16 protein-coding genes are annotated in these 18,132 nt (G+C 71.6%); 6 read left to right on the top strand and 10 right to left on the bottom strand.

The features are described from left to right. The first annotated feature begins 2 nt into the window (after positions 1–2). Both ACGFIQ_RS16655 and ACGFIQ_RS16660 read left to right on the top strand, forming a co-directional pair. Complete coding sequence (locus ACGFIQ_RS16655) at positions 3–734, top strand: IclR family transcriptional regulator (protein ID WP_393244367.1); 732 nt, start codon at positions 3–5, stop codon at positions 732–734. Between the two features lie 1,044 nt (positions 735–1,778). Next, the gene (locus tag ACGFIQ_RS16660) at positions 1,779–2,384 is read left to right on the top strand and encodes an endonuclease domain-containing protein (protein WP_393244369.1); all 606 of its coding nucleotides are present in this window, start codon (positions 1,779–1,781) and stop codon (positions 2,382–2,384) included. Between the two features lie 153 nt (positions 2,385–2,537). Here ACGFIQ_RS16660 and ACGFIQ_RS16665 read toward each other — a convergent pair whose 3' ends face one another. Together ACGFIQ_RS16665 and ACGFIQ_RS16670 are read right to left on the bottom strand one after the other, a co-directional pair. Then, positions 2,538–3,233, bottom strand: a complete 696-nt coding sequence (locus ACGFIQ_RS16665; protein WP_393244371.1) for an HAD family hydrolase — start codon at positions 3,231–3,233, stop codon at positions 2,538–2,540. A gap of 13 nt (positions 3,234–3,246) precedes the next feature. After that, positions 3,247–4,212 carry a DMT family transporter gene (locus ACGFIQ_RS16670; RefSeq protein ID WP_393244373.1) on the bottom strand — a complete coding sequence of 322 codons (966 nt, stop codon included), beginning with the start codon at positions 4,210–4,212 and terminating at the stop codon, positions 3,247–3,249. An 86-nt stretch (positions 4,213–4,298) separates the two neighbouring features. Between ACGFIQ_RS16670 and ACGFIQ_RS16675 the strand changes: the two genes are divergently transcribed. Next, positions 4,299–4,844, top strand: a complete 546-nt coding sequence (locus tag ACGFIQ_RS16675; RefSeq protein ID WP_393244375.1) for a CGNR zinc finger domain-containing protein — start codon at positions 4,299–4,301, stop codon at positions 4,842–4,844. Here ACGFIQ_RS16675 and ACGFIQ_RS16680 read toward each other — a convergent pair. The 3 genes from ACGFIQ_RS16680 to ACGFIQ_RS16690 all read right to left on the bottom strand — a co-directional run bounded on the left by ACGFIQ_RS16680 (position 4,811) and on the right by ACGFIQ_RS16690 (position 6,491). Then, the gene (locus ACGFIQ_RS16680) at positions 4,811–5,395 is read right to left on the bottom strand and encodes a GNAT family N-acetyltransferase (protein ID WP_393244377.1); all 585 of its coding nucleotides are present in this window, start codon (positions 5,393–5,395) and stop codon (positions 4,811–4,813) included. The two genes, ACGFIQ_RS16675 and ACGFIQ_RS16680, sit on opposite strands and share 34 nt — an antisense overlap. 110 nt (positions 5,396–5,505) lie before the next feature. Then, positions 5,506–5,688 carry a DUF397 domain-containing protein gene (locus ACGFIQ_RS16685; protein WP_393244722.1) on the bottom strand — a complete coding sequence of 61 codons (183 nt, stop codon included), beginning with the start codon at positions 5,686–5,688 and terminating at the stop codon, positions 5,506–5,508. Next, complete coding sequence (locus ACGFIQ_RS16690) at positions 5,679–6,491, bottom strand: Scr1 family TA system antitoxin-like transcriptional regulator (protein ID WP_393244379.1); 813 nt, start codon at positions 6,489–6,491, stop codon at positions 5,679–5,681. Before ACGFIQ_RS16690 ends, ACGFIQ_RS16685 begins: the two co-directional genes overlap by 10 nt. A gap of 683 nt (positions 6,492–7,174) precedes the next feature. Here ACGFIQ_RS16690 and ACGFIQ_RS16695 point away from each other — a divergent pair. Next, positions 7,175–7,468 carry a hypothetical protein gene (locus ACGFIQ_RS16695; RefSeq protein WP_393244381.1) on the top strand — a complete coding sequence of 98 codons (294 nt, stop codon included), beginning with the start codon at positions 7,175–7,177 and terminating at the stop codon, positions 7,466–7,468. Between the two features lie 14 nt (positions 7,469–7,482). Here the strand turns inward: ACGFIQ_RS16695 and ACGFIQ_RS16700 are convergent, their stop codons facing one another. From ACGFIQ_RS16700 to ACGFIQ_RS16720, 5 genes are all read right to left on the bottom strand, one after another. Then, positions 7,483–8,892: a class II fumarate hydratase gene (locus tag ACGFIQ_RS16700; protein WP_393244383.1), complete on the bottom strand. Its 1,410-nt coding sequence runs from the start codon at positions 8,890–8,892 to the stop codon at positions 7,483–7,485. 35 nt (positions 8,893–8,927) lie between these two features. Further along, positions 8,928–11,906, bottom strand: coding sequence for a BTAD domain-containing putative transcriptional regulator (locus ACGFIQ_RS16705; RefSeq protein ID WP_393244385.1), 2,979 nt, complete (start codon positions 11,904–11,906; stop codon positions 8,928–8,930). A gap of 317 nt (positions 11,907–12,223) precedes the next feature. Beyond that, the gene (locus ACGFIQ_RS16710; RefSeq protein WP_393244387.1) at positions 12,224–13,891 is read right to left on the bottom strand and encodes a fumarate hydratase; all 1,668 of its coding nucleotides are present in this window, start codon (positions 13,889–13,891) and stop codon (positions 12,224–12,226) included. A 115-nt stretch (positions 13,892–14,006) separates the two neighbouring features. Beyond that, positions 14,007–15,443 carry a PQQ-binding-like beta-propeller repeat protein gene (locus ACGFIQ_RS16715; RefSeq protein ID WP_393244389.1) on the bottom strand — a complete coding sequence of 479 codons (1,437 nt, stop codon included), beginning with the start codon at positions 15,441–15,443 and terminating at the stop codon, positions 14,007–14,009. A gap of 78 nt (positions 15,444–15,521) precedes the next feature. Then, positions 15,522–16,016: an Lrp/AsnC family transcriptional regulator gene (locus tag ACGFIQ_RS16720; protein ID WP_393244391.1), complete on the bottom strand. Its 495-nt coding sequence runs from the start codon at positions 16,014–16,016 to the stop codon at positions 15,522–15,524. A 130-nt stretch (positions 16,017–16,146) separates the two neighbouring features. Between ACGFIQ_RS16720 and hppD the strand changes: the two genes are divergently transcribed. Both hppD and ACGFIQ_RS16730 read left to right on the top strand, forming a co-directional pair. Next, on the top strand, positions 16,147–17,352 hold the full coding sequence (gene hppD / locus ACGFIQ_RS16725; RefSeq protein ID WP_393244393.1) for a 4-hydroxyphenylpyruvate dioxygenase: 1,206 nt from the start codon (positions 16,147–16,149) through the stop codon (positions 17,350–17,352). Between the two features lie 10 nt (positions 17,353–17,362). Next, positions 17,363–18,070, top strand: coding sequence for an RDD family protein (locus ACGFIQ_RS16730; protein WP_393244395.1), 708 nt, complete (start codon positions 17,363–17,365; stop codon positions 18,068–18,070). Positions 18,071–18,132: the final 62 nt, after the last annotated feature.

An 18,132-nucleotide genomic window follows, 5' to 3' on the forward strand; every position in this document is an offset into this window, starting at 1 on the left:
GCGTGGATGCGACCGCACGCGCCGGTGAGCCGCCGACCAGCCCCAGCGCTGCTTCGGGGCAGGCTGACGCCGTCCTCAGGCAGGGTGACGACGGCACGGGGCGTGCCGGCGAGACGTCGCAGACCCTCGACCGTGGGTTACGGCTGCTGCACCTCGTCGCCGACGCCCCGGGCGGCCTGACCGTCACCGAGGCCGCGAACCGGCTCGGCATCGGCCGGGCCGCCGTCTACCGGCTGGTCGGCCCACTGACCGGGCACGGCATGCTGCGCCGCGACAGCGACGGCCGGCTACGCCTCGGCGCCGGGTTGCTACACCTGGCCCGACGGGCTCAACCGTTGCTCGCCGAGGGGGCACTGCCCGCCCTTCGCCGCCTCGCCGAGAAGGCCGGCGCGACCGCCCACCTGACCGTCGTCGAGGGTGGCGAGGGGGTCGCCCTGGCCGTGGTCGAGCCGAGCTGGACGTCGTTCCACGTCGCGTACCGCACCGGGGCACGGCATCCGCTGGACCGGGGGGCGGCGGGCCGAGCGATCCTGGCCGGTCGAGCCGGGATGACGGACCCGATCAGCAGCAGCGGAGAGTTGCAGGCCGGGGCGTACGGGGTGGCCGCGCCGGTGCTCGGCGTACCCGGCCTGGAGGCCAGCGTCGGCGTGGTCGCGCTCGCCCCGCTGGACGTCGACACCATCGGCCCCCAGGTGCTGGCCGCCGCGACGGCCATCACCACCGCCCTCAGCTGATCCCGGCCCGCGCCCGCGCCCGCGTGATCAACTCGGGTTCACGGAAGTCGCGGTGTCCCAAGGCCAACGACCGCCCGACTTTCAGAAACGCGAGTGGATCATCGCCGGCGGGACCGAGCGCGGTCGGGCCGGCCGGCGCCGTAGCACAATCGGCAGGCGGATTGGTGGTTGTCCACAGGTCCGGCGGCACGCGCGGGCGGGGTTGTCCACAGGGGTTTCGGTGGCCAGTCGGTGGTCGGCACGCTGCTTGGCATGCCGCCACGTCCGCATCGCCCCGATGCCCTGACCTGGCAGGTCTTCCGCGGCTCCGACGCTGTCCGGGACGGCCTGCTCACCGAACACCAGCTGCGCAACTCCGCCTGGGTGCGGCTGCGCCACGACATCTACGCCGACGCGCGGCTGGAGCGGGACCACGCCCTCGCGTGTCGCGCCGCGCTCCTCCGACTACCGCCCGGCGTGGTCGTCGGCGGCCCGTCGGCCGCCTACCTGCACGGCGTCCAACACGCCGCGAGTTTCACCGACGACGTGCACGTCCTCGTGCCCCGATCATTGCGGGTCGGCCCCCAGCGTGGTCTCAGCGTGCACGTCAACGCCATCACCCCGCTCTTGGCGGGCGAAACCCCAGAGCCGGCCACGCCCGCACCACCGAGACGGCGACTGCCAGGCATCAGCCGACCACCAGCCGCAGGCCAACGGAGGGAGGCGAGCCGACCATCAGCCGCAGGCCAACCGCCGGACGCAAGCCAACCGCCCGACGCAAGCCGACCGCCGGACGCAAGCCAACCGCCCGACGCAAGCCGACCGCCCGACGCAAGCCGACCGCCCGACGCAGGACGCCCACCGGACAAGAGCCGACCGCCCGACGCAGGACGCCCACCGGACAAGAGCCGACCGCCCGACGCAGGACGCCCGTCGGACACGGGACGCCCACGTGATGCAGCGCGACCTACGGGAGTTGGGCGCCCGCCTGCCGGCGGCACGTCACCAGGCCCAGCACGACAACTGTCCCGTCCGGCGGCAGCGTCCGTCAGAGTAGGGGCGATCGTGACGGCCGGCCCGGGCGTTGGGTGGGCGGCGACCAGCACACTCGGGTCCAGAGAGCGAGATGTTCCGATCCCCCGGTCCGATCCTGGGCAGGCCGCCTGGGAAACGGCTGTCTGGCTCGATCCGGTTCGGGCCGTCGCCATCGTCGACTCGCTGCTCGGGCAGGGGTTGGCCGATCGCGACACCCTGGCCGCCCTGGCTGCTCGCAACGCCAACCGTGCCGGTGGACGACGCGCCCGCTGGGTCTTCGACCTGGCCGACGGCGGAGCCGAGTCTCCGCCGGAGTCGCACCTGCGCGTGCGGTTGGTGCTGGGTGGGCTGCCGCGCCCCGCGGTTCAACATCCGGTACGCCTGCCCATCGGCGTTGTCCTGCACCCCGACCTGGCTTGGCCCCGATATCGGGTAGCGGTGGAGTACGACGGGAAGTGGCACTCCGATGCGGAGCAACTGCACCGCGACCGCCGCCGGCTGAACCTGCTGGTCAACGCGGGCTGGCTGGTCCTGCACGTGACGAGCCGACGGTTGAACGGTGAGTTCCCGGCAGTGCTTCGGGAGGTGCGGGACGCGCTGGTCAGCCGCGGATGGCGCCGGGGATCGTCCACGTGACCATGATCATCTCGCGTTCATGAAAACCGCGGTGTCCCGCGGGCGCTATCACCGCGCCTTCCTGAAAACCGAGTCGATCATGAGGAAACCTGAGTCGATCATGAGCGCCGACACGCGCCGACACGCGCCGACACGCGCCGACCGGCTCTCGACTCACACACCGACCGCGTCGACGCGCAGATCTGCCAGCGCGGCTGGCAGGTCGGCCAGGCTGGAGACTTCGGCATCGGGCAGGAGATCGCCCGGACGAGGCAGCCCATGCCGGTTCAGCCACACCGATCGCAGGCCCGCCCGCCGAGGTGCCACCACGTCGTGCTCCCACGAGTCACCGACGTACACGATCTGCTCGGCCGGCACCCCGGCTGCGGCGACCACCGCCGCGTAGAACTCCGGGGCCGGTTTCTTGGGCAGGCCGTTGTCGTGGGCGTACACCTCGAAGGCGAACTCGCCGGCGAGCCCGCAGCGTTCGGTGCGGCTGTTGCCGTTGGTCGCGAAGCCGAGCGTGTACCGGGAGCGCAACGCCGCCAGCGCCGCTGGCACGTCCGGAAAGGGTCTGGTGAGGGCGAACCGGCGAGCGAAGAAGAGGGCGACGACCTCGTCCAGGTGGTCGTTCAGCCCGGCGCGGGCCAGCGACCGGGCCAGCGCGGCGCGGCGGATCTCCGCCACCGGGGCGGCGCTCAGGTCACCGAAGACCGCGTCCCAGTCCGAGACCAGCTCGGCGAGCGTCACCGCACTCGCCGCCGGGGCACGCCGCCGCATCTCGTCGAGGACGGCCACCAGTCCACCGGTCACCGCCGGGCGCAGGTCGAGCAGGGTTTCGTCGGCGTCGAACACCACAGTGGTCAGCACGGTCCCCACTGTGTCACCGACCGTCCAGTGCCAGCGCCGGCTCGGGCGGGGCGGGCGCGACTGCCGACGGCGTCCCGCGCAGCTCGTCGAGTCGGACCAGCGCGACCCCGGCGACGATCAACGCGCCGCCGAACAGCTGCCAGCCGGTGGGCAGTTCGTCCAGGAACAGCCAGGCGATCAGCACCGCGAAGAGCACCTCGGTCAGCCCGACGAACGACGACAGCCGGGGGCCGAGGATCCGGGTGCCGGCGATGCCGGCCAGGTACGCGATGACGGCCGCCACCAGCGAGAGCCCGGCGATGGGCAGCAGCCAACTGGTGGCCTGTCCGGCGAAGACGACCTCACCGAAGGTGGCGTGCAGCGGCAGCAGACCGGTCAGCCCGACAAGGAGGAGCACGGCGGCGCCGACTGCCATTCCGCCGCTGGCCATGGCGACCGAGGGCAGCCGGGGGTCGACCCGCCCGGCGAGCACGAAGTAGCCGGCCAGGCCGAATGCCGCTCCCAGACCCCAGAGCACGCCTACCGGGTGGAAGTCGGCGGTGCCGGCGAGGTCGAGCACGAAGGCCAGCCCGGCCAGCGCGGCCACCGACCCGGCCACGGTGAGTCGGCGGGGGCGCTGCCCGTGCCGCAGCCACATCCAGCCGACGACGAGGATGATGCCGAGGTATTCCAACAGCAGCGCGACACCGACCGGCAGGTAGCGCACGGCGTTGAAGAAGCACACCTGGGCCAGGGCCACCCCGAGCAACCCGAACAGCCCGATGGCCGAGGCGTTGCTGCGCAGCACGGCCCACCTGCCCCGCAGCGACAGCAGGGCGGGGATCGCCAACACCAGGGCCGCGATGCCGACCCGGGCGATCACCGCGGACTCGGCGGACCAGCCGGCCTCGATGAGCGAACGGGCGAAGGTGCCGGAGGTGGCGAAGGTGACCGCGGAGAGCACCGCCAACGCGGCCCCGGCAGCAGGTCGTGAGTGCATGTCGCGCTCCTCGGGGTCGGCACGGTGTCATGAGCAAACTATCCTTGTGCTGATGACGCTAGGCGGAAGCTATGACAGGAGTCAAGATGCTATTTGCTCATGACACCGAGTGTTCGCTGATCGCCGCCACCGCGCTGGTCAACACCACGGGTCGGGACGGCGAGTTGCTGCCCGACGTCGCCGCGCTGGACGCGTTCTTCGTCCGCTACTCCTACAGCGGCCGACACGAGCACACCGACGCCGAGCTGCGCGCCGTCCGGGAGTTGCGGCCCGAGCTGCGCCGCATCTGGCACGCCGAGCCGCCCGAGATCGTCGCCATCGTCAACAGCCTGCTGCTGGAACACCGGGCGCTGCCCCAACTGATCGAGCACGACGACGAGCCGTACCACCTGCACGCCGTGCCCCGCGACGCGCCGCTGGCCACCCGGATCGCGGTGGAGGCTGCGATGGCCATAGCCGACCTGGTCCGCACCGGCGAGCTGAGCCGGCTGCGGATCTGCGAATACCCGGACTGCGACAACGTGGTCATCGACCTGTCCCGCAACCGGTCGCGGCGGTTCTGCGAGGCCGGCTGTGGCAACCGCGCCGCCGTGACCGCCTACCGCGCCCGCCGGGCCGCCGGCCGCTCCTGACCGGCTGTCGCCCACTCCTCGGCCCGCACCTCGTACTCCACCTCACCCTGCTCGGTCCCCGGAATCGGGTCGTCCCACTCAAGGTGGAAGGTCCGCACGTAGCGCAGCCCGGCCTTCACCATCACCCGCCGCGACCGTTCGTTGACAGTCATCGTCTCGGCCCAGACCCGACGCACCCCGACAATCTCGAAGGCGTACCAAACCAACGCCCGCGACCCCTCGGTGGCCAGCCCACGCCCCCACGTCGAGCGGCGCAGCCGGTAGCCCAACTCGGCCTCGGTGCCATCCGCCGACGGGTCGAGCGCGAACCACCCCAGAAACTCACCCGACGCCCGATCCAGCGCCGCCCACCGCCCCAGCCCGGGATACCGCTCGTACTGGGCCAGCAGCCTCGGCAACTGCTCATCCCGGACCGTCGCCAGCGGCGTGGCCGCACCACCGCTGAGAAACCGCATCACCTCGGGGTCGCTGTCCAGCTCGACAAGCGCGTCCACGTCGGCCACGGTCAGGCGCCGAAACCGCAACCGCTCGGTGCTGGGCAGGTCACTCATCACGGGATCATCCCGCCGCCGCACACCACCGTCGAGCCGTTTACCCGCGCAACATCGGCGAAGTTGCGGCTACCAACCCCGCGACCACCGTCGCGGGCGAGGCGGTCGCGTCAGCGCGGGGGCGCGACCACGAAGAGCCGCCAGGAGTACGCGTCGACAACCAACACGGGCCCGTCCGAGTCCTTACTGTCTCGCACCCCGACCACGTCCCCCAGATTCGTCGCCACCTCGACGCAAAAGTTGTCCTGATTGCTGCGGCTGCTCTTGCGCCAACGAGCGCCGGTCAGCTCCACCACTCGGCTACCTCGTTCAGCAACTCGATGGACGCCTGCGGGGGCAGGGCCTCGCCCAGGGTAGCCTCCCAGACCCGCTGCAACCGCAACAGATCCCGGGGCTGGTCCAGCTCCTGGCCGCGAACCTGGCCCTCCAGATAGGCCAGCTCGGTGCCGTCGGGCAGGGCAGCAAGCGCAAACGGACCGCCGAGCCCCGGATATTCATCGGCGGATCGCGGCACCACGTGCAGCCGGACCCGAGGGTGCCCGGTGGCAATGCCCACCAGGTGCAGCGTCTGGTCGCGCATCACCTTTCGCCCGCCCACCCGTCGCCGCAGCACCGCCTCGTCCAGCACCGCCACGATCTGCGGCGCACGCCCGCTGTGCAGCACCTCCTGACGCTCCATCCGCAGGGTCAGTCGCCGGTCGACCTCGTCGGGAGCAAGCAGGCCACCCGCCTCGAAGACCGCACGCGCGTAAGCCTCCGTCTGGAAGAGCCCCGGCACGTAGCAGTGCTCGTACAACCGGACCGCCCGCGCCTGCTCGAAGATCGCCTGCCAACCGCGTAGCCAGGGCTGCGCCCGATCCAGGCTGACCAGCTTGGCGGCCATTCGACCGAACAGGCCGCCGGTGTCCAGGGCATTGTCGACGAGTTCCAGGTACTTGGTGGTGGGCTGTTGCTGGCCCAGCTCGATGGCGCTGACCATCGACGCCGAGTAGTTGACCGCCTTGGCCAGCTCCTCCTGACTCCAACCCCGCCGCGCCCGCGCCCACCGTAGCTCCGCGACCAGGAACGCCGCTGCCGTCATCTGCCCATCGGCCATGCCTGCCGCCCTCCACCCCGCTGACGATCAACTCCAGTCGGCCGCCAGCGGCGACGCCACCCGACGCAGGGCGGCTATGACGACGCGGCCAAACCCTTCCGACCGTAGTCGTCTGATCACCAGACTGTGAAGCGCGACGCCGCTCCCCGTCCCCCGGGTCTGTCGACATCGCACGGGACCGCCCGCTCCCCCGTGCCGGGCGGTCCCATCGAACAGTGCGCCACGTCCGCAGCGCGCCCGCCAGGATGCCCACGCCACCACCCCGACCCCGCCCACCACCCCGACCCCGCCCACCACCCCGACCCCGCCCACCACCCCGACCCCGCCCACGCCCACGCCCACAGCCCCGACCAACTGCGCAAGATCGTGCTCGATCGTGGAAATAGTGGGCTCCTGGCGTGCGGAAGCCACTACATCCTGGATCGAGCGCGATCTTGGCGCAGCGCAGCCCGGCCCGGCACGGCACGCGCAGCCCGGCACGCGCGCCCGGCACGCGCAGCACGGCACGGCACGCGCAGCACGGCACGGCACGGCACGGCACGGCACGCGCAGCACGGCACGGCACGGCACGCGCAGCCCGGCACGCGCAGCCCGGCACGCGCAGCCCGGCACGCGCAGCCCGGCACGCGCAGGTAGCGCGGCGTGACGCCACAGACGATTCAGCTCGACAGGAAGGCCGCCGCATGCCCCGGACCGCCCCGGACGACCGCGCCACGACTCCACCTCGACCGCACCTGGCCCTGCGACCGCTCTGGCTGTGCCGGGTCTGCGCCGCACCCTGGCCCTGCCCGGTCGCGCGGCTCACCCTGCGTCAGGAGTACGCCCACGACCGGGTCGGGTTGAGCGTCTACCTGTGCGCGGTCCTGCACGAGGCGGCCGCCGATCTGTACCGACTCAACCCCCACGACGGCCCGGACCCGGCGGTGCTCTTCACCCGCTTCCTCGGCTGGGCCAGACCACGCGACGACGCGCGCTGAGCGGGCACCCCAGCTCAGGGGTGGGTCATCCGGAGTAGGTCCAGGGTCTCGTCGAGCTGGGTCTCGGTGAGCTTGCCGGAGTCGACGTGCCCCCGGGAGATCACCACCTCGCGGATGGAGGTCTGCTTGGCCAGAGCCTCCTTCGCGATCGAGGCGGCCTCGTCGTACCCCAGGTAGCGGTTGAGCGGGGTGACGATCGACGGCGACCCTTCGGCGTACGCCAGACAGACCTCGGCGTCCGCGACCAGGCCGGCCACCAGCCGGTCGGCGAACAAGCGGCTCACCGCGGAGAGCAGCCGGATCGACTCCAGCAGGTTGCGGCCCATCACGGGGAGCATGACGTTCAGCTCGAAGTCGCCCTGGGAGCCGGCGAAGCCGACTGTCGCGTCGTTGCCGATCACCTGTGCGCAGACCTGCCGCATCGCCTCGGCGACCACCGGGTTGACCTTGCCGGGCATGATCGACGAGCCGGGCTGGAGGTCGGGGATCCGCAGTTCGCGGAGGCCGGCACGCGGGCCGGAGCCCATCCACCGGATGTCGTTCGCGATCTTGTAGAGGCCGATCGCCACGGTACGGAGCTGCCCCGAGGTCTCCACCAGCGCATCCCGGGCACCCTGCGCCTCGAAGTGGTTGCGCGCCTCGGACAACGGCAGCCCGGTCGACTCGCGCAGCCTGGCGATCACGGCGGCGGCGAAGCCGAGCGGGGTGTTGATCCCGGTGCCGACGGCGGTGCCACCCAGTGGCAGCTCGGCCAGCCGGGGCAACGCGCCTTCCAGCCGGTCGATGCCGTAGCGGACCTGGGCGGCGTACCCGCCGAACTCCTGACCCAGGGTGACCGGGGTGGCGTCCATCAGGTGGGTGCGACCGGCCTTGACCACCGTCTCGAACTCGGCGGCCTTGGCTTCCAGCGCCGCCGCCAGGTGGGCCAGCGACGGCAGCAGATCCTCCCCGATGAACTGGGTGGCGGCCAGGTGGATCGAGGACGGGAAGACGTCGTTGCTGGACTGGGAGGCGTTGACGTGGTCGTTCGGGTGCACCGGCGAACCCAGCTCGCGGCTCGCCAGGGTGGCGATCACCTCGTTGGTGTTCATGTTCGACGAGGTGCCCGAACCGGTCTGGAACACGTCCACCGGAAACTGGTCGTCGTAACCACCGTCGGCCACGTGCGCGGCGGCGGCGGCGATCGCGGCGGCCACGTTCGCGTCGATCACGCCCAACTCGCCGTTGACCTCGGCCGCCGCGCCCTTGATCTGGGCGAGCGCCTTGATCTGGGCCGGTTCGATGCCCCGGCCGGAGATCGGGAAATTCTGCACCGCACGCTGGGTCTGTGCCCGCCACAGCGCCTCGGCGGGCACCTCCACCTCGCCCATCGAGTCGCGTTCGATCCGGTAACCGGTCGCCTCTGGAGTCGTCACACGTACCATCCTGCCGCGCCCACCGCCGACTCGCAGATGATCCGTCAGCCCAACTCGGCGAGCAGGCGCTCCACCTCGTGCTGGCCGGGTGACTCGATCTGGCGGAACAGGACCAGCGCCCGGCTCAGGTGTGCGCGCGCCGCGGCCGGGTCGGTCGTCCGCAGGCAGCGGGCGATGCCCTCCAGTGCCCGACCCTGCTCGTGTCGGGAACCCAGCCCGGTGGCGTCGACGAGCACGCGACGATGCAGGTCGAGCGCGCTCGTCACGTCGCCCTGATCCAGGATGGCGCGGGCCAGCAGGTTGCGTGAGCCGCACTGGGCGACGCGGTCCCCCACCTCGGTCATCGCGACGAGTGCCGCCCGGTGCAGGTCGGCGGCCTGTTCCGGGCGCCCGGCCTCCCGTTCCATCATCCCGATCTCGTTCAACACCTCGCCCTCACCGAACCGGCTGCCGGCCTGTCGCTTGAGACGCAGCGCCACCCGCAGCATCCGGGCGGCCGGCACCACGTCACCCATCCGATGCCGGATCATTCCGATATGTCCGAAGGCGTTGCCCATCCGGCGAGGGTCGCCGACCTCGCGAGCGATGCCCAGGTGTCGTCGGGCAATGCGCAGTGCCTCGTCGTGCCGTCCCCACAGCAGCAGGGTCATCGACAGGTTGTTGAGTTCGTTCGTCAGCGCCGCCGTGTCGCGCATCCGCGTGGCCACCGCGCGGGCCTCGTCGAAGCACTCCTGGGCTCGGCGGAACTCGAAGTTTGCGGCGTACGCGCTGCCCAGGTTGCCGAGCGTGTTGCGGAACCCGCTGCGCAGACCCAGCCCACGGAAGATTTCCAGTGACCTTTCCATGACCCGGATCGACTCGGGAAAATCACCAAGCCGGTAGTGGGCCGAGGCCAGATAGTTGAGCATCGTCGCCACGGCCCGGTCGTCGCCCAACACCTCGGCGGCGCGCAGGCCGATGGTGTGCGTCTCGATCAACTCGTCCAGCCGACCGCCCTCGAACTGGGCGTACCAGCAGGCCCTCGCCAACTGCCAGCAGTACTGGAGGAACGCCTCGGTTTCCGCCAACCGGACCAGGGCGGTCCACCCGGCCAGGTTCTCGTCGAGCCAGGCCTGACCCTGCTCGGCGACGACCGCGACCAGGTCGGGGCGGAGCGGCCCCGCCACCACGATCAGCGAGTGCAGCGAGTAGAGCTCCGTCTTACGCGCGATCGCCGTGGCGACGTGCAGATGGTGGTCGAGCAGGCGCTCGATCCCGGCCCGCCGCTCGACTGCCCGCTCCGGCTCGGCCACCAGGGTCCGCGCGTACTCGCGGACCAGGTCGTGCAGCCGGTACCGGCCCGGCTCCGTCTCCTCCACCAGGTGCGCGTCGACCAACTCGTCGAGCAGGTCCTGCGCCTCGGGCAGGGGCAGCTCGGCGAGGACTGCCGCGACCGAGTTGTCGAACCGTACCCCCGGGTGCAGGCCGAGCAGCCGGAACGCACGCTGCGCCGCCGGCGGCACCTGGGCGTACGACAGGGCGAAGGCGCGGGCGACGGACCGGTCACCCGCTTCGAACTCGGCCAACGGATCGGACCGTCTCGTCAGCCGCTCGGCCAGGTCGGCGATGCGCCAGTGCGGCCGGTGCGCGAGTCGGGCACCGGCCAGCCGGATGGCGAGTGGCAGGTGCCCGCAGCGGCGGACGACCTCGGTGGCCGCCTCCGGCTCGGCCGCCACCCGGTCGACGCCTACCACGTGCCCGAGCAGCTCGATCGCCTCGTCCGTGTCGAGCACGGGCAGTGACGACGGTCGCCCCTCGTCCACCCCGACCAGCCGGCGCCGGCTGGTGATCAGGACGAGGCAGTGCGAGCCGTTGGGCAGCAAAGGTGTCACCTGGTCGGCGGTGGCGGCGTTGTCCAGCACCAGCAGGGCCCGCCGGCCGGCCAACTCGCTGCGCCAGAGCGCCAACCGGTCGTCCTGGTTCGTCGGCACCCGTTCGGCGGGCACACCGAGCTGCCGCAGCAGCGTGGCCACCGCCGCGGCCGGTGTCAGCGGGGTGCGCTCGCTGTGCCCGTGCAGGTCGATGTAGAGCTGGGCGTCCGGGTAGTCGTCCGCGAGGGCGGTGGCGACGTGCACCGCGAGGGTGGTCTTGCCGCTGCCGGCCATCCCGTCGATGAGCTGGATGCGCGCCCCGGCCTCCACGTCCTTCACCAGACGGGCCAGCGTCTGCTGCCGACCGATGAAGTCACCGATCGCCCGGGGCAGCGAGCGGACCGGAACGCTCGGCGACGACGCCCGACCGGCCAGGACGAGATCGCCGGCGAGCACACGCTGATGCAGTTCCTGAAGCTCGGCGCCGGGCTCGATGCCCAGTTCGTCGGCGTAGAGCCGCCGACCCTCCCGGTAGACCGCGAGCGCCTCGGCCTGCCGACCGACCGAGGAGAGGGCGAGCATCAGTTGGCCGCGTAGTCGCTCCCGCAGCGGGTGCTGGTCGACGCTCTCGGCCAACTCGTCGATCAGCTCGACGCCTCGACCGAGACGCATCTCGACGTCGACGCACTCCTCCAGCGCGGTCAGGCGCTGCTCGTCGAGGGCCTGGGCGCGGCGGCGGATGCTCGCACTCGGGATACCGCTGAGCGCAGGCCCTCGCCAGAGCGCCAGGGCAGCGCGGAATCCGGTACGCGCGTCGTCCAGCCGACCGGCCGCGGCGGCGGCACGGGCCGCTTCCACACCCCGGACGAACACCTCGACGTCCAGGTCGTTCGGTGCGGTACGGATGCCGTACCCCGCCGGGTCGGTGACGATCGCCTCCGGCGACAGCCCGAGTTCGGCGAACCGGCGGCGCAACCGCGACACACAGGTCTGCAACTGGGCTCGGACGGTGGCCGGTGGCTGCTCCTCCCACACCGCGTCGACCAGTTCGTCGACGGGCACGAGCCGGCCGGCCCGCAACAGCAGCATGGCGAGGACGATCCGGTCACGACCAGCGGTGACAGTGGACTCACCACCGCCGACCCGCAGGGGCCCCAGGATCCCGAACCGCATCTGCTCCCCCGCCTTACTGGCCCGACCTCCAGCAGAGTAGTCCGACGGTCACTGATCGGCCCAGTCAGGCGATAGGGATGTGAGAGCGGATCGGCAGCGGTGTATCGGACACTCATCCCAGGTCGTCGGTGACGGCATCCGACGGGGGGGTGCGCCCGTCCCAGGGGCCTTGGCGGGCCGAGCGCACCGATGTCGGTACAGCACGGGCGACAAGGGGGGCGTCGAGCGAATTCGCTCGACGCCCCTTCGCGTGCGCGACGGTCGGCGGCGGCCGACGGTGCCGGTCGGGTCAGCGGCGGCCGACGGTGCCGGTTGGGTCAGCGGCGGCCGACGGTGAGCACCGGCTTGGTGACCTCGGCGAAGAAGTCGTTGCCCTTGTCGTCGACGACGATGAAGGCCGGGAAGTCCTCCACCTCGATCTTCCAGACCGCCTCCATGCCCAGCTCCGCGTATTCGAGGACCTCGACGTGCTTGATGCAGTCCTGGGCGAGGCGGGCCGCGGGGCCGCCGATCGAGCCGAGGTAGAAGCCACCGTGCCGCTGACAGGAGCGGGTCACCTGGCCGGAGCGGTTGCCCTTGGCGAGCATCACCTGCGAGCCACCCGCGGCCTGGAACTTCTCCACGTAGGCGTCCATCCGACCGGCCGTGGTGGGGCCGAAGGAGCCGGACGCGTAGCCCTCGGGGGTCTTCGCCGGGCCGGCGTAGTAGACGGCGTGGTCGCGCAGGTACCGCGGCATGGGCTCGCCGGCGTCCAGCCGCTCAGCGATCTTGGCGTGCGCGATGTCCCGGGCCACCACGAGCGGGCCGGACAGCGAGAGCCGGGTCTTGACCGGGTACTTGGACAGCTCGGCGCGGATCTCGTCCATCGGCCGGTTGAGGTCGACCCGGACCACCAGCTCGGCGTCGAGCGCGTCGTCGGTGACGTCGGGCAGGAAGCGCGCCGGGTCGGTTTCCAGTCGCTCCAGCCACACACCCGACGGGGTGATCTTGGCGACCGCCTGCCGGTCGGCCGAGCAGGAGACGGCGATCGCCACCGGGCAGGACGCGCCGTGCCGGGGCAGCCGGACCACCCGTACGTCGTGGCAGAAGTACCGGCCACCGAATTGCGCCCCGATGCCGAAGTTGCGGGTCAGCTCCAGCACCTCGGCCTCCAACTCCAGGTCGCGGAAGCCGTGGGCGCTCATCGAGCCGGAGGTGGGCAGCGCGTCGAGATACTTCGCGCTGGCGTACTTCGCGGTCTTCAGGGCGTACTCGGCGGAGGTGCCGCCGATGACGATGGCCAGGTGGTACGGCGGGCAGGCGGCGGTGCCGATCAGTCGCAGCTTCTCCTCCAGGAACTGCATCATCCGCGTCGGGTTGAGCAGCGCCTTGGTCTCCTGGTAGAGGTACGACTTGTTGGCCGAGCCGCCACCCTTGGCCATGAACAGGAACTTGTACGCGTCGGGGTGCCCGTCCGGGTCCTCGGCGTACAGGTCGACCTGGGCCGGCAGGTTGCTGCCGGTGTTCCGCTCGTCCCACATGGTCAGCGGGGCGAGCTGCGAGTAGCGCAGGTTGAGCTTGGTGTAGGCCTGGTAGACGCCCCGGGAGATGGCCTCGGCGTCCGCGCCGTCGGTGAGCACGTGCCGGCCGCGCTTGCCCATGACGATCGCGGTGCCGGTGTCCTGGCACATCGGCAGCACTCCACCGGCGGCGATGTTGGCGTTGCGCAGCAGGTCCAGTGCGACGAACCGATCGTTCGGCGAGGCGGCCGGATCATCGATGATCGCCCGGAGCTGGGCCAGGTGCGCGGGGCGCAGGTAGTGCGCGATGTCGTGCATCGCCTCGGCGGTCAGCGCGGTGAGCGCGGCCGGCTCCACAGTGAGGAACCGGCGGCCTCCCGGGCCGTGTACGACGTCGACGCCCTCGTCGGTGACCAGGCGGTAATCCGTCTGGTCGGGGCCGGTCGGCAGCAGGGGGGCGTACGAGAATGCGGCGGCACTGCTCATGAGCGGCAAGCCTAGGGCAGACCGGTCGATCACTCCCACCCGCCGGGCGGGTCCTGGGACGCCGCTCTCATCCCGCGGACCCGCCGCCCGCTCACCCACCCGGTGAGCAGGCCGCTCAGCCGTCCTTGCCGCCGTCCGGCTCGGGGCAGAGTTCCCCCTTCGGGCCGCAGTCGCCGTTGTTCTGCCCACCGGGGCCGGTGCCACCCGGCCCGGGATTCCCACCGTTGCCGGGAGGGCGGGCGGGCGAGCCTCCGGCAGCGCCGAAGCGGACGTATCCGATCTCGCGCCCCTCACCGATGATCATGCCCTGCGAGCCGACCGCGAGGGCCTTCGCCGAGGTGCGCAGGACGGCCAGCTCCCGGCCGGTGCGCGGGTCCACCGCGACCAGCCGGGACGGCTTCTCGTCCGCGACCACGGCCGCGTACGGGGTCAGCGCGGCACCGGCCTTGCCGCTGGCGGGCCGCGTCCACAGCACCCGGTCGGTGCCGAGCTGACGGGCGACCACCGAACGCTTGTCGGCTGCCCGGAACACGGCGTAGCGGTCGTCGACCGCGATCAACTTGGTGCCCGATTCGCCGACCCAGAGCAGCCGGCCGTCGTACCCGTCGATGACCGCCTCGCGGCCGTCCGGGCCGACACCGATCAGCACGTTCCGCGCACCCTGCGGGTCCTCGCGCTGCACGCAGCCGGCGCTGTCGGCGGTCCGCAGGTTGATCCCGGCCCGCTGCCAGGCCTCCTGCCCGGTCGCCGGGTCCCGGGCCGAGATGGCGAAGTAGCAGGCACCGTCCTGGGAGCGGGCGGCGATCCGCAGCATCCGGCCGCCCACCACGGACAGCCGCTCGTCCCGGCCGGGTTCGACGTTCTGCAACACCCGACCGGTGGCAGTGTCCACCACGTGCACCCGGCCGTCCACCGGGAAGCCGAGCAGCGGTGGCGCGGGTTCCGCGCCAGCCACCCCGTCGTCGATCCGGGTGGCGGTGAGCCGGCGGGTGCCGCGCAGGCCCGGGTTGTCGGCGAGCAGGCCGCTGTGCACCCCGGGCAGGAAGGCCGTCCAGATCGGCGCGGTGCCGCGCGGGTCCCAGGCGCTGAGGGTGCAGTCGGTGGCATCCGTGCAGCGGGCGTCGAGGAGCAGGTTGCGGTAGGTCCACACCGCCACCGCGTCGCCGTCGCGTCGCCGGGTCGCCCCGGTGGCCGGGTCGAGCAGCTCGTACCCCTTGACCAGGAGCTTGCCCACGGCGACGACCGGGTCCCGGTCACCGCCGGCGACCGCCGCCCAGTCGGCCTTGCGCTCCCAGAGCTGCGCGCCGGTGGCCAGGCTGCGCGCCTCCACCCGGGTGCGCTGCTCGACCACGACGGCGTCGCCGGCGATCGTCACACTGCGCGGGGTGCCGCCGATGCGTTGCTGCCAGACCACGTCGGGCTCGGAGATGGGCTCGCTGCGATCCACCCAGTCCCACACGCCGGGGAAGGGATTCCACACGCCGGTCGCGGCGAGGGCCACGACCACGGCGAGGCCGAGCAGCAGCCCGCCGCGCACCCTCCCCTTCGCCACCCGCACACCGTAGCCACGATCGCGGATCTTCCGTGCCCTCGCGCCGCCGTGTCGCCGCGCTTTCTGCGCCCGGAGGTGTTACGAGGCCCCCCGCACGGCGCTGCGCACCAGCGGCAGCGTGCGGTACGGGATCTGCTGGGCCAGCGCGATGATCGTCGACGCCCGGGTGATGCCGGCGGAGGAGACGATCTGGTCGATGACCCGCTGCAGGTCGGTGTTGGAGCGGGCCACGATCCGGCAGAGCAGGTCACTGGAGCCGGTGATGGTGTGCGCCTCCAGCACCTCGGGAATGGCGGCGAGGTGCGCGGTGACCGGGTCGTGGCCGTGCCGCTGGCTGATCTCCAGGGTGACGAAGCTGGTCACCCCGAACCCGATCGCGGCCGGTGCGATCTCCGGGCCGAAGCCACCGATGACCCCCCGGTCGATCAGCTTGTCCAGCCGGGCCTGCACGGTGCCCCGGGCCACCCCGAGCCGACGGGAGCACTCCAGCACCCCGATCCGCGGCTCCTCGGCGAGCAGTTCGATCAAGCGCACGTCCAGCGCGTCGAGCTGTACATTCTGCTCACCATTCATGAGTGTTGACCATACCGAATGCGCAACCTGACCAGCATTCTCCCGGACAGTTGCCCAGTCGATGCCCGCACCGCGATCCTTCGGTCAACAACCGGCCCACGAGGCCGGCCGGTACGCGAGGGAGGCCATCATGACCCAGGCGATCGACCGACCCCAGTCGACCGAGGACGTCGACGTCGACCGGCTCGTCGGCGCTGTCGACCACGACATCAGCCACGACCCGTTCCCGGTCCGGGGCCTCGACCACGTGCACTTCCTGGTCGGCAACGCCAAGCAGGCCGCGCACTACTACTCCACCGCGTTCGGCATGACCTGCGTGGCGTACCGCGGCCCCGAGCAGGGCTACCGCGACCACGCCCAGTACGTGCTGACCAGCGGCTCGGCCCGGTTCGTGCTGACCGGCGCGGTGCGCCCGGACGCCGACGGCGCCGAGCACGTGGCGAAGCACAACGACGGGATCAGCGACATCGCGCTGGAGGTCCCGGACGTCGACGCCGCGTACGCGCACGCCATCGCGCAGGGCGCCGCCAGCGTCGTCGAGCCGCACGAGGTGACCGACGAGCACGGCACGGTCCGGATGGCCGCCATCGCCGCGTACGGCGACACCCGGCACACCCTCGTCGACAGGTCCCGCTACACCGGCCCGTTCCTGCCCGGCTTCGCCGCCCGCGGCCCGATCGTGGACCGGCAGCCGATGATCGCTGCCGGCATCCAGCCGAAGCGCTTCTTCCAGGCCGTCGACCACGTGGTCGGCAACGTGGAGCTGGGCCGGATGGACGAGTGGGTCGAGTTCTACAAGCGGGTGATGGGCTTCTCCAACATGGCGGAGTTCGTCGGCGACGACATCGCCACCGACTACTCGGCGCTGATGAGCAAGGTCGTGGCGAACGGCACCCGGAAGGTGAAGTTCCCGCTCAACGAGCCGGCGATCGCCCGCAAGAAGTCCCAGATCGACGAGTACCTGGAGTTCTACCAGGGCCCCGGTGCGCAGCACATCGCCGTCGCCACCAACGACATCCTGGCCAGCGTCGACGCGATGCGGGCCGCCGGGGTGGAGTTCCTGGACACCCCGGACTCGTACTACGAGGACCCCGAGCTGCGGGCCCGCATCGGCAAGGTGCGGGTGCCGATCGAGGAGCTGAAGGCCCGCAAGATCCTCGTCGACCGGGACGAGGACGGCTACCTGCTGCAGATCTTCACCAAGCCGGTGCAGGACCGCCCGACCGTGTTCTTCGAGCTGATCGAGCGGCACGGCTCGCTGGGCTTCGGCAAGGGCAACTTCAAGGCGCTCTTCCAGGCGATCGAGCGGGAGCAGGAAGCACGCGGCAACCTGTAACACTTGCGACGTGACGCAGCCTCCGTCGTACCCGACGCCGCCGGTCGGTGGGCCTCAGCCCACCGCCGGCGGCTTCGCGCCGCCGCCCGGACCACACCCCCAGGGGTACGCCGCGCCGCCGCAGTACGCCCCACCCGGGTACGCCCCGCCGCCGTGGCCCGCCGGACCACCCGGCCCGCCGCCGCCGACGCTGAGCCCGGGTGGTCAGCCGCTGGCGAGCTTCGGCGACCGACTGCTCGCCTGGCTGATCGACACGGCGTTGGCCAGTGCCGTGTCGCTGGTGCTGTTCCTGCCGTTCTTTCTCGTCCTGTGGTGGCGGATGGTCACCGAGATGACCCGGACCAACCCGGACGGCACGCTTGTGGAGCCCGACATGGCGACCTTCTTCGTCGAGTTCCTCCTGCCGATCATGCTGCTACAGCTCGGGCTCTTCGTCGTGACGCTCGGGCTCTACTGGCTCTACCACGTGGAATACCTCAAGCGCGGCGGTCAGACGCTCGGCAAGAAGGTGCTGAAGCTGCGCGTGGTGCCGATCGACCCGACCCGCACGCTGGACCGGCGGATGGCCGGCCGGCGCTGGCTCGTGCAGTTCCTGGGGGGCTCGTTGGTTCCGGGCGGCACCTACGTCGACGGCCTGTGGCAACTCTGGGACAAGCCGTGGCAGCAGTGCCTCCATGACAAGTTCGCCGATACCGTCGTCGTTAAGGTGTCCACGTGAGCGAGCGAACCAGCAGGCACAGGAGCGTGGCGCCGCGCGCCGTCGCGCAGCGAAGCGGAGCG

The organism is Micromonospora sp. NPDC048898 (assembly GCF_043198035.1).
GTDB lineage: Bacteria > Actinomycetota > Actinomycetes > Mycobacteriales > Micromonosporaceae > Micromonospora.

What these genes read in the sequence shown, in the direction of transcription:
- ACGFIQ_RS16675 (WP_393244375.1), top strand. Translation starts at nt 4,299, where the DNA reads ATGCTATTTGCTCATGACACCGAGTGTTCGCTGATCGCCGCCACCGCG.
- ACGFIQ_RS16700 (WP_393244383.1), bottom strand. Translation starts at nt 8,892, where the DNA reads ATGGTACGTGTGACGACTCCAGAGGCGACCGGTTACCGGATCGAACGC.
- ACGFIQ_RS16710 (WP_393244387.1), bottom strand. Translation starts at nt 13,891, where the DNA reads ATGAGCAGTGCCGCCGCATTCTCGTACGCCCCCCTGCTGCCGACCGGC.
- ACGFIQ_RS16690 (WP_393244379.1), bottom strand. Translation starts at nt 6,491, where the DNA reads ATGGCCGATGGGCAGATGACGGCAGCGGCGTTCCTGGTCGCGGAGCTA.
- ACGFIQ_RS16680 (WP_393244377.1), bottom strand. Translation starts at nt 5,395, where the DNA reads ATGAGTGACCTGCCCAGCACCGAGCGGTTGCGGTTTCGGCGCCTGACC.
- ACGFIQ_RS16720 (WP_393244391.1), bottom strand. Translation starts at nt 16,016, where the DNA reads ATGAATGGTGAGCAGAATGTACAGCTCGACGCGCTGGACGTGCGCTTG.
- ACGFIQ_RS16695 (WP_393244381.1), top strand. Translation starts at nt 7,175, where the DNA reads ATGCCCCGGACCGCCCCGGACGACCGCGCCACGACTCCACCTCGACCG.
- hppD (WP_393244393.1), top strand. Translation starts at nt 16,147, where the DNA reads ATGACCCAGGCGATCGACCGACCCCAGTCGACCGAGGACGTCGACGTC.
- ACGFIQ_RS16670 (WP_393244373.1), bottom strand. Translation starts at nt 4,212, where the DNA reads ATGCACTCACGACCTGCTGCCGGGGCCGCGTTGGCGGTGCTCTCCGCG.
- ACGFIQ_RS16705 (WP_393244385.1), bottom strand. Translation starts at nt 11,906, where the DNA reads ATGCGGTTCGGGATCCTGGGGCCCCTGCGGGTCGGCGGTGGTGAGTCC.